Origin of the sequence: Salinicola lusitanus (assembly GCF_003206045.1) — a bacterium.
Classification (GTDB): Bacteria; Pseudomonadota; Gammaproteobacteria; order Pseudomonadales; family Halomonadaceae; genus Salinicola; species Salinicola lusitanus.
In genome coordinates, this window is the sequence record NZ_PZJM01000003.1 from 292,817 (window position 1) to 306,646 (window position 13,830).

The window sequence follows — 13,830 nt, forward strand, 5'->3', positions numbered from 1 at the left end:
GCGGGTCAGCCCTTCAACGCGGCGAGGACCTGCTCTCGGATCTCGTCGACGCTGCCAACGCCGGCGATACGGTGATACTCCGGCGCGGCTTCGGCATCCTCGGCCGCCCACTCGCGGTAGTAACCGACCAGCGGCTCGGTCTGGTCGTGGTAGACCGAGAGACGATGGCGCACGGTCTTCTCGCTGTCGTCGTCACGCTGGATCAGCGGCTCGCCGGTGACGTCGTCCTTGCCTTCCTCCCGCGGCGGCTTGTAGTCGACATGATAGACACGTCCGGAGTCCGGGTGGACGCGACGCCCGGAGAGCCGGTTGACGATCTCTTCGTCGTCGACGGCGATCTCCACCACGTGGTCCAGCTTGATGCCGGCGTCCTTCATCGCATCCGCCTGCGGGAGCGTGCGCGGGAAGCCGTCGAACAGGAAGCCGTTGGCGCAGTCGGGCTGGGAGATGCGTTCCTTGACCAGTGCGATGATCAGATCATCCGATACCAGAGCACCGCTATTCATGGTCTCCTTGACCTTGACCCCCAGCTCACTTCCCTCCTTGACCGCGGCACGCAGCATGTCGCCGGTGGAAATCTGCGGGATATGGAAATGCTCGCAGATGAACTGGGCTTGGGTACCCTTGCCAGCGCCGGGGGCGCCCAAGAGGATCAAACGCATTGATAACTGCTCCTTCGTGAATCGCATCGGTTGTCGGACCGGTCAACGGCGTTGAGAACTCAACGCAGACGACACCGTCAATGGCTCATGACGATACCTGCCGATCGGGTAGCGCACAAGACTCGCCTGGATCGACGCGCCGCTACCGAGGGCGCCGACGAATCCTGATCACAGGGCAACAAACGCCAACGGCCCCCGAAGGAGCCGTTGGTTTGGATCGAGCGGACCGCCGCATCAGACCAGCATGCGCCGGATATCGGTCAGCACCTGTGCCAGGAAAGCGGTGAAACGCGCCGCGTCGGCACCGTTGACCGCACGGTGGTCGTAGGAGAGCGACAGCGGCAGCATCAAGCGCGGCTCGAACTCGCTGCCGTTCCAGACCGGCTTCATCGACGACTTGGAGACGCCGAGAATGGCCACTTCCGGCGTGTTGACGATGGGCGTGAAGGCCGTGCCACCGATCGAGCCGAGGCTCGAGATGGTGAAGCTGGCGCCGCTCATCTCCTCGCGGGACAGCTTCTTGTTCTGCGCCTTCTTGGCCAGCTCGACCGACTCCTTGGCCAGATCGATCAGCGACTTCTTGTCGGCATCGCGGATCACCGGCACCATCAGCCCGTCCGGGGTATCGACCGCCACCCCGATGTGCACGTAGTGCTTGACGATCAGCTTGTCGCCATCCGGATGCAGGCTCGAGTTGAACTGCGGGAACTTGCGCAGCGCATAGGCACACGCCTTGATCATGAACGGCAGCGGCGTCAGCTTGGCGCCCTGGGACTCGGCCTCCGCCTTCATCGACTTGCGGAAGGCCTCGAGCTCGGTGATGTCCGCTTCGTCGAACTGGGTGACGTGAGGCACGTTGAGCCAGCTGCGGTGCAGGTTGTTGGCACCCGCCTTCATCAGACGGCTCATCGGCTTCTCTTCGATCTCGCCGAACTGACTGAAGTCGATCGCCGGTACCTGCGGAATGCCCGCGCCACCGGAAGCGGCCGCAGGTGCCGAAGCACCACCGCTCTTGCGCGCTTTCATCACTTGCTTGACGAAACCGTCGACGTCGTCCTTCAGGATCCGCCCCTTGGGACCGGAGCCCTTGACTTCACCGAGATCGACACCCAGCTCGCGAGCCAGCTTGCGGACCGCCGGACCGGCATGCACATGGGCACCGGCGGTCTTGTCATCGCCATGCTTCTCGCGCGCTTCCGGGCTCGGCTCGCCGCTGGGCTGCCGCTGTGCCCGCGAGTCGGCCGACGCCTTGGCATCGTCCTTCTTGGCCACGTCCTTCCGGGCATCGCTCTTGGGCGCCTTCGATCCGGACTTGCTCGCGTCACCACCGGTCTTGGCGGCCTTCTTCTTGCCACCCGACTGGCCAGCGACTTCGACGTAGCCGATCAGGTCGCCCTCGGAGACGCTGTCGCCCTCCTTGACCGCCAGTTCGACCACCTTGCCCTTGACCGGGCTGGGCACGTCCATGGAGGCCTTGTCGGACTCCAGCGTGATCAAGGTGTCTTCCTTGTCGATCTCGTCGCCTTCGCTGATCGCGACTTCGATGATCTCGACGCCTTCGCTGCCGCCGATATCCGGCACGCGAATCTCCTGACGACCGCCTGCGCTGTCGTCGGCGTCTTCGTCGTCACCCTCTTCGTCAGCGCTGTCTTCGTCGGTATCGGCGCTGTCGTCGGCGCCCGGCGCTTCGGCATCGTCCGCCGCCGGGGCATCGTCTTCCGTGTCGTCGCCCTCGCCGGCGATCTCCATGGTGCCGATCAGGTCGCCTTCGGAGACGCTATCGCCCTCCTTGATCGAGAGCGACACGATCTTGCCACTGTAGGGACTGGGCACGTCCATGGAGGCCTTGTCGGACTCGAGCGTGATCAGCGTGTCCTCCTCGCTGATCTCGTCGCCCTCGCTGACGGCCACCTCGATGATCTCGACGCCATCGCCACCGCCGATATCCGGCACCTTCACTTCGACGGTGCGCTTGCCCCCGCCGGAGGATTTCTTCTTCGGCGCGGCCTTCTCGGGCTCGTCCTTCTCCTGCGACTCGGCGTCATCCTGCGGGGCCGCGTCGTCGGAGGCGTCGTCATCGAATGAGGCTTCCGGCTCATCCTCGCCTTCGCCCTCGGCTTCCAGCTCCAGGATGTCGTCGCCCTCGGAGACGGTGTCGCCTTCCTTGACCAGAATCTTGACCACCTTGCCGCCTTTCGGCGCGGGGACATCCATGCTGGCCTTGTCCGACTCCAGCGTGATCATGGTGTCTTCGGCGGAGATGACATCGCCGACGCTCACCGCAATCTCGATGATTTCGACATCGTCGCTGCCGCCGATGTCGGGAACTTTGATGATTTCGCTACTCAAGGTCGCGCTCCTTTAATCATCTGCCGACCCGCCCCGCGGGCGAGGTCGGCTAATTCAGGCATTCTGGCCGTCGCTCTCAGCCGGCGACGGCACCCTGACGTGGTCCGTCGACTCAAGACACCAGCGGGCTGGGCTTGGCGGGGTCGATGCCGTACTTCTTCATGGCATCGTTGACGACCTTGGCCTCGAGCTCGCCCCGTTTGACCAATGCACGCAGCGCCTGAATCGTCACGTAGTAGCGGTCGACCTCGAAGAAGCGGCGCAGCGCTTCGCGGGTGTCGGAACGTCCGAAACCATCGGTACCGAGCACGTGGAAGTCGTTGGGCACCCAGGCGCGGATCTGGTCGGCATACAGCTTCATGTAGTCCGTCGATGCGATGACCGGACCCTCGGCCCCTTCGAGCTGCTGGACCACCCAAGGCTTCTCGCGCTTCTCATCGTAGTCGAGGAACTGCTGACGATCGTATTCGAGCGCTTCGCGACGCAGCTCGTTGAAGCTGGTCACGCTCCAGACATCGGCGATCACGCCATGCTCTTCCGCCAGCATTTCGGCAGCCGCCTCGACCTCGCGAAGGATGGTGCCACTGCCCATGAGCTGGACCCGCGGCTGCTTCTTCTTGCCGGCCGCCTTGCCTTCGTGCAGGCGGTACATGCCGCGAACGATGCCCTCCTCGCTGCCTTCCGGCATTTCCGGATGCGAGTAGTTCTCGTTCATCACCGTCAGATAGTAGAAGCAGTTCTCCTTGTCCTGGAACATCCGCTTCAAGCCATCCTGCACGATGACGGCCAGTTCATGCCCGTAGGTCGGGTCGTAGGCCCGGCAGGTCGGCACGGTCGACATCAGGATATGGCTGTGGCCATCCTGGTGTTGCAGGCCTTCGCCATTGATGGTGGTACGACCGGCGGTGCCGCCGACCATGAAGCCACGCGCCTGGAGATCGCCGGCCGCCCAGACCAGGTCGCCGATTCGCTGATAACCGAACATCGAATAGTAGATGTAGAACGGGATCAGCGGCAGATGGTGGTTGGCGTAGGAGGTCGCGGCCGCGATCCACGCCGACATCGAACCCGCCTCGGTGATGCCCTCCTCGAGGATCTGGCCTTTCTTGTCCTCGCGGTAGTACATGATCTGGCCGGCATCCATCGGCTCGTACTTCTGGCCTTCGGCGGCGTAGATACCGAGCTGCCGGAACATGCCTTCCATCCCGAAGGTGCGGGCTTCATCCGGGATGATCGGCACGATACGGGAGCCCAGCTGCTTGTGCTTGACCAGGCCGTTGAGGACGCGCACGAACGACATGGTGGTGGAGACTTCGCGGTCGCCGGAGCCCTTCATCTGGGTCGCGAACATCTTGTCGTCGAGACCGGGGATCTCCATCGCCTCGAAGTCGGCCTTGCGCGCCGGCAGGAAGCCACCCAGCCGCTCGCGCTGGAGATGCATGTACTTCATCTCCGGACTGTCGTCCTCGGGCTTGTAGTACGGAATATCGCCGCTCTCGATCTGCTTGTCGGAGACCGGGATGCCGAAGCGGTCACGGAACGCCTTGAGGGCGTCGACGTCCATCGACTTGATCTGATGGGCTTCCATGTCGGCTTCGCCGTGGCCGCCACCCATGCCGTAGCCCTTGACGGTGTGCGCCAGGATCACGGTGGGACGCCCATTGGCGTTGTTGACCGCCTCGTGATAGGCCGCGTAGACCTTCTGCGGATCGTGGCCACCGCGGTTGAGACGGAAGACCTCCTCGTCGGAGTACTCCTTGACCATCTCGGCAGTCTCTTCGTACTTGCCGAAGAACTCCTTGCGCGTGTAGGCCCCACCCTGCGCCTTGTAGTTCTGATACTCGCCGTCGACCGCCTCGTCCATGCGCTTCTGCAGCATGCCCTTGGTGTCTTTCTCGAACAGCGGGTCCCACAGGCCGCCCCAGACGACCTTGATGACGTTCCAGCCGGCGCCGCGGAACACGCCTTCGAGCTCGTCGATCACGCGCGAGTTACCGCGTACCGGGCCGTCGAGACGCTGCAGGTTGCAGTTGATGACGAAGATCAGGTTGTCGAGCTTCTCGCGGCTGGCCAGGTGCAGCGCGCCGAGGGACTCCGGCTCGTCGCACTCGCCGTCGCCGAGGAACGCCCAGACCTTGCGGTCCTTCATGTCCTCCAGTTCACGTGAGTGCAGGTACTTCATCACGTGGGCCTGGTAGATCGACTGGATCGGCCCGAGCCCCATCGAGACGGTGGGGAACTGCCAGTAGTCCGGCATCAGGTAAGGGTGCGGATAGGATGGCAGCGCGTCGCCGTCCACTTCCTGGCGGAAGTTGTCCATCTGCTCCTGGGTCAGGCGGCCCTCGAGAAACGAGCGCGCGTAGATGCCCGGCGTCACGTGCCCCTGGATGTAGAGCAGGTCGCCCTTGTGGTCACCGTTGTCGGCCCGGAAGAAATGGTTGAAACCCACTTCGTAGAGCGTGGCACTGGACTGATAGCTGGCGATATGACCGCCCAGGCCCTTGTGCTTCTTGTTCGCCCGCAGAACCTGCACCATGGCATTCCAGCGAATCGCCGAGCGGATCTTGCGCTCGATGAACATGTCGCCGGGCATCTTGGCTTCACGATGGACGGGAATGGTATTGCGGTGCGGCGTGGTCCCGGAAAACGGCGGTGAAGAGCCGTCACGACGCAGACGGTCCGCCAACCGGGTCAGGATGTACCGAGCGCGCTCTTCGCCCTCATGCTCGACAACCGAGGCCAGGGAATCCAACCACTCCGTGGTCTCGACCGGATCGAGATCTTCTCGTGTCTCCAGACTCATAGACAACTCTCCGAATGGGAAAAGGTTTGCCATTCGCCCGGCCATGGCGGGTAGCCGCAGCGGGGCTTGGGAATATGCGCTCTTCGGTGCGGGCGCGGCTCTTTTGGGGCTGCTTTCCGAGATTTTTTGGCTGTAACTGAATTACAGCGGGCGTGCGGGACGCGGGAAATCAGGCGAAGAAGATACCGCAAACGCCCTCATCTGCCAATTCGCAGACGCTTCGATCCTCCTGGTGGCAATGCCCAAATGCCGTGACATCAGTCGCTTAGTCGCCATTCGTGACGCCCCACCGGGAGTCTCGGTTGGTGTAGTCGAGCTACAGGCTCGCGCCACCCTTGAGCGTAGCACTCAAACCGTCGCTGTCAGGCAGCGACGCAGATAAGCCCAATCGAACGCCGGGCCCGGATCGGTCTTGCGCAGCGGCGCGATGTACCCATGTCCGGTGATCCGTTCGGTGGTGATTGGCGGATAGTCTCTTGCCAGCGCCTGCAACACCTCGGCCAGTACGCGATACTGGGCCTCCCGGTAGGGCACTTCATCGGCGCCTTCGAGCTCGATACCGATGGTGAAATCGTTGAGCCCTTCGCGTAGACGCCCGCCGTCGTGCCATCGGGACTTGCCGGCATGCCAGGCGCGGCGATCGAAGGGAACGAACTGCACACACTCGCCGTCGCGCCGGACCAGCAGGTGCGCCGACACCCGCAGCGCGGCAATCGCGCCGAAAGCGGGGTGAGCGTCGGGGTCCAGTGTATTGGTGAACAGCCGCTCGATGGCATCGCCGCCGAACACCCCCGGGGGGAGGCTGATTCCGTGCAGGACCACTGCGGACACCTCCCCCTGCGGCCGCGCGTTGGCGTTGGGTGACGCCACTCGCCTGGCCGTATCGAGCCAGTGATCGTCGATCCTCATCCTGCAAGCTCCTTCGAGATCATGTCGCTTGTGCAGCCAGGCCTAGCCGCTCGTCTCTGGGGCTGATGCCGAAATGGTGGCGATAGGCCGTCGAGAAATGCGCCCCCGACGAAAAGCCATGAGCCAACGCGATCTCCCCCACCGCCTGATCGCTCTCGCGCAGCAGCTTGCGCGCCCGCTGGAGGCGCAGGTTGAGATAGTAGCGGCTGGGCACGGCCTGGAGATGCTTCTTGAACAGTCGCTCCAGTTGTCGCCGGGATATCCCCAGATGGGCCGAGAGCTCATGCGTGGTCAACGGCTCTTCGATGTTGGCCTCCATCAATGCCACGGCGTCCACCAGGCTCTGCGGCGCATGGCCAAGCCGTGAGCGCAGCGACGTCTGCTGCGGCTCGTCGGCCATGCGGATACGCTCGCAGACGAAGTGCTCGGAGATTCGCTGCGCCAGCCCCGCTCCCTGCTGCTGGCCGATCAGCGTCATCAGCATGTCCATTGCCGCCGTCCCCCCGCCACAGGAAAGGCGGTCGCGGTCGATCTCGAACAACTGGTGAGAAACGTGGATCTTTGGAAACGTTCGCGTGAACGCGTCGGCACTGGCGTAGGGAATCGAGGCCCGATAACCATCCATCACACCCGCCCTGGCGAGCCAGTGGGTTCCGCCGGCGATGCCGCCCAGCATCACGCCACGGCTGGCCAGACGATGCAGCCAGTGAATCAGCGTCTCGCCACTCTCCTCCATGGCCCCCGCGCCATCCGGCGCGGGGGCGCAGACGAACAGCATATCGAGGTGGCGCGCATCACTCCCGGCGACGCTCTCCGGCGAGAACGACAGCTGGGCCACGCTCTTTACCGCTCGACCGTCGATGCCGAAGGTCGTGGCGGCGTAGAGCCGTCGCCCCGAGAGCGTGTTCGCGACGATCAACGGCTCGATCGCGCAAGCCTGCGCCAGCAGCGAGAAGCCGGGCAACATAACGAACCCCACTCGGCGCGGGGTGTCGCTGACGTTCATGATCGACGGTTCATGCGGTGGCGCGTCGGAATCAGACTTGAACGACGTCGAATTCGACCTTCGGGTCGACGTCGGCGTCGTAATCCACGTCGTCGCGTTCGAAGCCGAACAGCTTGAGGAACTCGTGCTTGTAGCCGGCGTAGTCGGTCAGCGCAAACAGGTTGTCGCTGGTCACCTGCGGCCAGAGATCCTTGCACGCCTGCTGGATATCGTCGCGCAGTTCCCAGTCATCCAGGCGCAGGCGCCCGGCCTCATCCAACTCGGGCTCGCCGTCGGCGTAGAGACGCTCGCCGAACAGGCGATTGAGCTGATCGATGGTGCCCTCGTGGACACCCTGCTCCTTCATGACCTTGTAGACCATGGAGATATAGAGCGGCATCACCGGGATCGCGGCGCTGGCCTGGGTGACCACGGACTTGAGCACGGCCACGTTGGCCCCGCCACCGCTGGCCTTGAGGCGCGAGTCGATCTCGCCGGCGGCGCGATCCAGGTCCTCTTTCGCCTTGCCGAGGGCACCGTGCCAGTAGATCGGCCAGGTGATGTCGGTACCGATGTAGCTGAACGCCACCGACTTGGCACCCGGCGCCAGCACGCCCGCCTTGTCCAGCGCATCCATCCACAGCTCCCAATCCTGGCCGCCCATCACCTCGATGGTATCGGCCACTTCCTGCTCGGTGGCCGGCTCGACGGAAGCCTGGATGATCGCATCCTTGTTGGTATCGATGGCCGTCGCGGTGTAGGTCTCGCCGATCGGCTTGAGGCTGGAGCGCTTGAGTTCTCCGCTATCCGGCAGCTTGCGCACCGGCGAGGCCAGCGAATAGATCACCAGATCGATCTGCCCCATGTCCTCGCGGATCAGTTCGATCGCCTTGTCACGCACCTCGTGGGAAAACGCATCGCCGTTGATCGACTTGCTGTATAGCCCCTCGGCCTTGGCGAACTTGTCGAAGGCGGCCGAGTTGTACCATCCCGCCGTACCGGGCTTGCTCTCGGTCGCCGGCTTCTCGAAGAACACGCCCAGCGTGTCGGCGCCGTAGCCGAAAGCCGCGGTGATGCGGGCCGCCAGCCCATAACCGCTGGAGGCACCGATGACGAGCACGTTGCGCGGCCCCGCCTGGTCGCCGCTCAGGTTGGCGCGGGTGGTCTCGATCTGTTCGAGTACGTTGCGCTCGCAGCCGAGCGGATGCGTCGTGGTACAGATGAAACCGCGAACCTTGGGCTTGATGATCACGTCTAACCTCGTCTTCTACAGCGGAACGAAAGCCCCGGCGAAGCGTGCCGGGAGGTGGCATTGAGCGAATGCTTGTCGGGCGCATTCTAGCAGGGTGGTGAAAGCGGGAGCGAACTCGCATGAGCCTTCCCCCTCCGGTTCCTGCCGAGCCCGGGCACTGCATGCCGCTCCCGGCCTTCTTCGGCGCCGGACTTGTCTCTCTCGCCAGTCTATTCGAAGATGACTCGCCCGCGAGTCGAACCCACCCAGAGCGTAGAGAAAGCCCCATGGCCCACGAACAAGAGATCGAGGAGCTGGTCATCCGGCGTGGCGCGCTCTGGCTGGCACTCTCGCCACTATGGCTCGAGCGGGAGCCCAGGGAGGCGGACTTCGCTCGCATGATTCGCGAGATCGATGCCAGTCACCTGACGCTGCAGCAGCTGGAGTGGGTCTATCGCCTGGAGATGTCACCGGTCATGGCTCGCTACCAGCTCTCGATGGCCGGCGAATGGCGGACCTTCGACGAGACCGAACTGCTGACGCGACTGGTCCGCCACAATCGCAAGCTGCGAGGATGGCGCAAGGCGACCTGGTCGCTGTTCTCGGGCCTGACGACGATGATGAGCCGACCGCGCTTCAACGAACTGGGCGTGCGGGTCATGGTCGCGCGTGGCGAGAGACCGCCGGGCTAGAGAACGGACTCACGCCGAAAACGGCGTCTCCAGCGCCTCCTCGATGGCACCGCGCAGCGAGCGAGGCACGGCACGCGGCCCGAAGCGTCTGATCACCTGTCCGTCCCGCCCCACCAGGAACTTGGTGAAATTCCATTTGACCGGCGTGCTGCCGAGCACCCCGGGCGCCTGACGGCGCAGATGGACGAACAGCGGGTGCGCTTCACGCCCATTGACCTTGACCTTCTCCATCAGCGGGAACGTCACCGCGTAGCGCCGTTCGCAGAAGGCGCCGAATCCGGCCGACGACTCCGGCGACTGGCGTCCGAACTGGTTACAGGGGAACGCGAGCACCGTGAACCCCTGATCCCGGTACTCCTGATAGAGCTTCTCCAATCCCTCCATTTGCGGCGTGAAACCGCAGCGGCTGGCGACATTGACGATCAACAGTACCTGGCCACGCAGCGCACGCAGATTGAAGGATTCGCCGGACGGGGTCCGGCAGTCTTGCGTATATAACGACATGGATGAATCGATCCGAGAACACCAAGTTCAAGTCGGCGGAACCGCGTCACGCCCCGAGGCGCATCGCTCCCGCTCCGCAGAGTGCCACGCCGGACGCCCGTTCACCAGTGATCGAGCTCGATGGCTCTCGCCAGCGCCATGCGCGTGTCCGGCGTCGCCTTGTCCAGCGACAACGCCTCCGAGATCGGCAGCCAGCGCACGGCGGCCACTTCCTCCGGCTGCAATCGCAGCGGTCCATCGTAATCGACCCAGTAGAGACTGCCGTACAGCTTCAAGCTGGCATCCTGGAACACGAACTCACCGCCGGCCATCAACTCGACACCGCGAATGCCAAGCTCCTCGAACAGCTCCCGCCGCGCAGCCGGCATGGGGGCCTCGCCCGCGCTCACGACACCACCGGCGGCCAGATCGAACCAGCCCGGGTGTGTCTCCTTGATCGGCGTACGTTCCTGCACGCAGATCTCGCCGCGGGCGTTGCGCACGACGATGTAAGTCGCCCTGTGCCAGCAGCCCAGGCGCCGCATCATGGCCCGCGAAGCACTACCGCACGGCCGATTGCGGGGATCGACGAGCTGAACCTGCTCGTCGGCGATGACGATGTCGCTCATGGAATGTCTGCCAGTCGAGAAACGGAAAAGCAGCGTATCACGTGACCGACCGGGCACGGCTCACCGATAGCGCGCATTGCCCTGCCCCATGCCGCAATGGTCGAATGCAAAACACAGCGGCGAACGCCCGGTCTATGCTCGAATCAGCCACCCTGGAGGAAGCTGATGGCCGACTACGCACCACGCCAAGACCTGACCACGCACCGCGTCGAGAATCAGCCTACCGCGGGCCCACGTCGCGATCCGTGGAGAGACGATCGCCCCCTGCGGGAGACGCTATCTCACTTCGCACCGGCCTGGGTCGGCGAGCGCCTGGCTCCCCTGGGGCAAAAACTCGGGACCGCCGAGGTGGAGCGTTGGGGTGAACAGGCCAACCGCTACCCTCCTACGCTCCATGCCTTCGACCGTTATGGCCGCCGCCTGGACGAGGTCGAATATCATCCCGCCTACCACGCCCTGATGGCACTCGCTATCGAGGACGGCTGGCACGCCGTCGCCTGGGAGCAGGAGCATGACGGTGGGCATCAAGCCCACGTCGCCGGGCTCTATCTGCTGACCCAGGCCGAACCGGGCTTCTGCTGCCCGATCACCATGACCCACGCCGCCATGCCGGTACTGCGCCAGTTGCAAGGTGGCGAGGCATGGCGAGAACGGCTCATGGGCCGAGCGTATGACGCCGCCGCCATCCCGGCCGAGCACAAGCGCACCAACACCTTCGGCATGGCGATGACCGAAAAGCAGGGAGGCAGCGACGTGCGCCGCAACAGCACTCGGGCGTCGCCGGTGGCCTCGCCCGGTACCGGCGAGTGGTATCGGCTCGACGGCCACAAGTGGTTCTGCAGCGCGCCGATGTCGGACGCTTTCCTCACCCTGGCTCAGACCGATGACGGCCTGTCCTGCTTCCTGGCACCGCGCTTCACCCCGGATGCCCGGAGAAACGCCATCGAGATCCGGCGGCTCAAGGACAAGTGCGGCAATCGTGCCAATGCCTCGGCGGAGATCGAATATGCCGGTGCCTGGGCGCAACTCGTCGGCGAGCCTGGCCGGGGCATACCGGCGATACTGGAAATGGTGCAGCAGACACGGCTCGATGCCGCTACCGCCCCGGCGGGCATGATGCGTCAGGCCGTGAGTGAGGTCTGGTGCCACGTGAAGGGGCGCCGAGCCTTCGACCGGCGGCTGGCCGATCAGCCGCTGATGCAGCGCGTCGTCGCCGATCTCGAGATCGAGACCGAGGCCAGCCTGATGCTGGCGATGCGAGGCGCGCGCGCCATGGACCGATCCCGGAGCGACGAGCATGAAGCCGCGCTGGCGAGGCTGCTCCCGGCGCTGGCCAAGTTCTGGCACAACAAGCGCGGCCCCGCGTTCATGGCCGAGGCGATGGAGTGTCTCGGCGGCATCGGCTATGTCGAGGAGGCACCACTGGCAAGGCTCTATCGCGAGGCCCCGGTCAACTCGATCTGGGAAGGCTCCGGCAATGTGATCTGTCTGGACGTGCTGCGTATCCTGGATCGCCACCCGGCCAGCATCGAGGCGTTGCGGCAGGAGCTGAGCCTGGCCCGAGGCCACCATGCGGCTTTCGACGCCGCCATCGACGCGCTCGACGAGCGGCTGACGGCAGGCCCCGAACAGCTGCAGGCCGAGGCACGCTGGCTAGCCCAGGCCATGGCCCAGACGCTGCAGGCCGCGATGCTGATTCGACATGCGCCCCAGGCCATCGCCGACACGTTCTGCGCCACCAGGCTGGCGAATGCGTCGCCGATCTTCGGCGTTCTCCCCGCCGACGCCCCCGTGGCGACGATTCTCGAGCGCCTGGAGGGGTGAACGGTCGCCGACGGCGGCGATGCTCAACCCAGCGCCACGCGAGCGGCCAGACCGAGCAGGACGAGCCCCGTCAGCCGATGAATCCAAGCCGCGTGCCGCTGCAACCATGGCAGCACGCGGGAATGGGAGAGCAGCAGTGCCACCAGCACGTACCAACTGCCATCCACCAGGGTCGCGGTCGCGACGATCGACCAGCGCCCCGCCACGCTCAGGTCGGCGCTGACGAACTGACTCAACAACGCGACGAAGAACACGATCAACTTGGGATTGCCCAGCGCCACCAACAGGCCATCGCGCATGGCGCGTCGCCAATCGCTGCTTCGATGGCTCATGCCGAAGCCGTCGCTGCCGCCGGCCCGCAACGCCTGGACGCCCATCCACGCCAGATAGCAAGCCCCGCCCCAGGTCACCAGCCGATAGAGCCAGGGCTGGTGAACGATAACCGCCGCCAGTCCCAGTACCGTCACCCCCGCATAGAGACCGACACCCGCCGCGTGAGTGATCCCGGCGATCACGCCGCAGCTGCGCCCGCCGCCCAGCGTGTTCTGCATCACCATGGCCAGGCTGGGACCGGGAGACATGGCGCCGAGGGCGCAGATCGCCAGCAGAGATAACCAGAGTTGCAACGACACGTCTTCTTCCCATTTTCACCAGTGATATCCGCTGGCCGACTATACCGGACGTTCCGGACGAGGACCGCCCGCCATGAGGCTATTTCAGGACTCCGGATAATTCCACCGGCGCAGGCACTTCACAACGGCTACGCTGTCATACGCACTCAGGCCCATCCATCAGGGAGGTGAAACATGAGCCTATTCAAGCGTGAAGACCGGCAGGCCCGAACGGACCGCATCCGCGACGACCTGCACGATATCGGCGAGCAGGGCCAGGCGTTGGGGCACGACCTGCGAGATGACGCGCAGGACGCGATCGAGGAAGCGCGAATGAAAAGCGAGGAGCAGTACGCTCGCATGGCAGCCGAAGCACGCCGCCGCAACCGCCGCTTCAAGCACTCCGCCAACCAGTCGCTGGACGATTGCGACCGCTATGTACGCGAGCACCCATGGTCGAGCATCGGCGTTGCCACACTGGCGGGCGCCATGCTCGGGTTACTGATCAGCCGGCGTTGAATCACGGGAACGCCTCGCTCGGCGGGGCGTTTCCTGCGTGTTCCCAACCAAACCATAGTTTCAATCTTTAACCGTCATTGAACTTTATAATCGAAGCTGTGGAAAATTGAGAACGATAGTCGTTTAATCGCAG

General features: G+C 64.4%; 12 protein-coding genes. 3 read left to right on the plus strand and 9 right to left on the minus strand.

All coding sequences use genetic code 11. The annotated features are described in order from the left end of the window. Positions 1-5: 5 nt before the first annotated feature. The 6 genes from adk to fabV all read right to left on the minus strand — a co-directional run bounded on the left by adk (position 6) and on the right by fabV (position 8,960). Positions 6-662, minus strand: coding sequence for an adenylate kinase (gene adk / locus DOM45_RS05085; RefSeq protein ID WP_110598441.1), 657 nt, complete (start codon positions 660-662; stop codon positions 6-8). Positions 663-896: 234 nt separating this feature from the next. After that, positions 897-3,011 (minus strand): pyruvate dehydrogenase complex dihydrolipoyllysine-residue acetyltransferase, encoded by a 2,115-nt coding sequence (gene aceF, locus DOM45_RS05090; protein WP_110598442.1) that lies wholly within the window; start codon positions 3,009-3,011, stop codon positions 897-899. 112 nt (positions 3,012-3,123) lie between these two features. After that, complete coding sequence (gene aceE / locus DOM45_RS05095; RefSeq protein WP_110598443.1) at positions 3,124-5,814, minus strand: pyruvate dehydrogenase (acetyl-transferring), homodimeric type; 2,691 nt, start codon at positions 5,812-5,814, stop codon at positions 3,124-3,126. A gap of 348 nt (positions 5,815-6,162) precedes the next feature. Beyond that, the gene (ampD, locus tag DOM45_RS05100; RefSeq protein WP_110598444.1) at positions 6,163-6,723 is read right to left on the minus strand and encodes a 1,6-anhydro-N-acetylmuramyl-L-alanine amidase AmpD; all 561 of its coding nucleotides are present in this window, start codon (positions 6,721-6,723) and stop codon (positions 6,163-6,165) included. A 19-nt stretch (positions 6,724-6,742) separates the two neighbouring features. After that, complete coding sequence (locus DOM45_RS05105) at positions 6,743-7,729, minus strand: GlxA family transcriptional regulator (RefSeq protein WP_110598445.1); 987 nt, start codon at positions 7,727-7,729, stop codon at positions 6,743-6,745. A 31-nt stretch (positions 7,730-7,760) separates the two neighbouring features. Further along, positions 7,761-8,960 carry an enoyl-ACP reductase FabV gene (gene fabV / locus DOM45_RS05110; protein WP_110598446.1) on the minus strand — a complete coding sequence of 400 codons (1,200 nt, stop codon included), beginning with the start codon at positions 8,958-8,960 and terminating at the stop codon, positions 7,761-7,763. Between the two features lie 266 nt (positions 8,961-9,226). Between fabV and DOM45_RS05115 the strand changes: the two genes are divergently transcribed. Continuing rightward, positions 9,227-9,631, plus strand: a complete 405-nt coding sequence (locus DOM45_RS05115; protein ID WP_110598447.1) for a DUF7079 family protein — start codon at positions 9,227-9,229, stop codon at positions 9,629-9,631. A gap of 9 nt (positions 9,632-9,640) precedes the next feature. Here the strand turns inward: DOM45_RS05115 and DOM45_RS05120 are convergent, their stop codons facing one another. Both DOM45_RS05120 and DOM45_RS05125 read right to left on the minus strand, forming a co-directional pair. Beyond that, positions 9,641-10,135, minus strand: coding sequence for a glutathione peroxidase (locus tag DOM45_RS05120; RefSeq protein ID WP_110598448.1), 495 nt, complete (start codon positions 10,133-10,135; stop codon positions 9,641-9,643). 101 nt (positions 10,136-10,236) lie between these two features. Next, positions 10,237-10,743: an NUDIX hydrolase gene (locus DOM45_RS05125; protein ID WP_110598449.1), complete on the minus strand. Its 507-nt coding sequence runs from the start codon at positions 10,741-10,743 to the stop codon at positions 10,237-10,239. A gap of 165 nt (positions 10,744-10,908) precedes the next feature. On the opposite strand from DOM45_RS05125, the gene DOM45_RS05130 reads away from it, so the two are divergent. Beyond that, positions 10,909-12,567, plus strand: coding sequence for an acyl-CoA dehydrogenase family protein (locus tag DOM45_RS05130; protein WP_110598450.1), 1,659 nt, complete (start codon positions 10,909-10,911; stop codon positions 12,565-12,567). Between the two features lie 23 nt (positions 12,568-12,590). Here DOM45_RS05130 and DOM45_RS05135 read toward each other — a convergent pair whose 3' ends face one another. Beyond that, positions 12,591-13,199, minus strand: a complete 609-nt coding sequence (locus DOM45_RS05135; protein ID WP_110598451.1) for a LysE family translocator — start codon at positions 13,197-13,199, stop codon at positions 12,591-12,593. A gap of 174 nt (positions 13,200-13,373) precedes the next feature. Between DOM45_RS05135 and DOM45_RS05140 the strand changes: the two genes are divergently transcribed. Beyond that, entirely contained in the window at positions 13,374-13,697 is a 324-nt protein-coding gene (locus DOM45_RS05140; protein ID WP_110598452.1) for an ElaB/YgaM/YqjD family protein, read from the plus strand. The last annotated feature ends 133 nt before the right edge of the window (positions 13,698-13,830 follow it).

Bases quoted from the DNA above. Each gene is read 5' to 3' on its own strand.
- adk (WP_110598441.1), bottom strand. From the start codon at position 662: ATGCGTTTGATCCTCTTGGGCGCCCCCGGCGCTGGCAAGGGTACCCAA.
- aceE (WP_110598443.1), bottom strand. From the start codon at position 5,814: ATGAGTCTGGAGACACGAGAAGATCTCGATCCGGTCGAGACCACGGAG.
- ampD (WP_110598444.1), bottom strand. From the start codon at position 6,723: ATGAGGATCGACGATCACTGGCTCGATACGGCCAGGCGAGTGGCGTCA.
- DOM45_RS05105 (WP_110598445.1), bottom strand. From the start codon at position 7,729: ATGAACGTCAGCGACACCCCGCGCCGAGTGGGGTTCGTTATGTTGCCC.
- DOM45_RS05115 (WP_110598447.1), top strand. From the start codon at position 9,227: ATGGCCCACGAACAAGAGATCGAGGAGCTGGTCATCCGGCGTGGCGCG.
- DOM45_RS05120 (WP_110598448.1), bottom strand. From the start codon at position 10,135: ATGTCGTTATATACGCAAGACTGCCGGACCCCGTCCGGCGAATCCTTC.
- DOM45_RS05125 (WP_110598449.1), bottom strand. From the start codon at position 10,743: ATGAGCGACATCGTCATCGCCGACGAGCAGGTTCAGCTCGTCGATCCC.
- DOM45_RS05130 (WP_110598450.1), top strand. From the start codon at position 10,909: ATGGCCGACTACGCACCACGCCAAGACCTGACCACGCACCGCGTCGAG.
- DOM45_RS05140 (WP_110598452.1), top strand. From the start codon at position 13,374: ATGAGCCTATTCAAGCGTGAAGACCGGCAGGCCCGAACGGACCGCATC.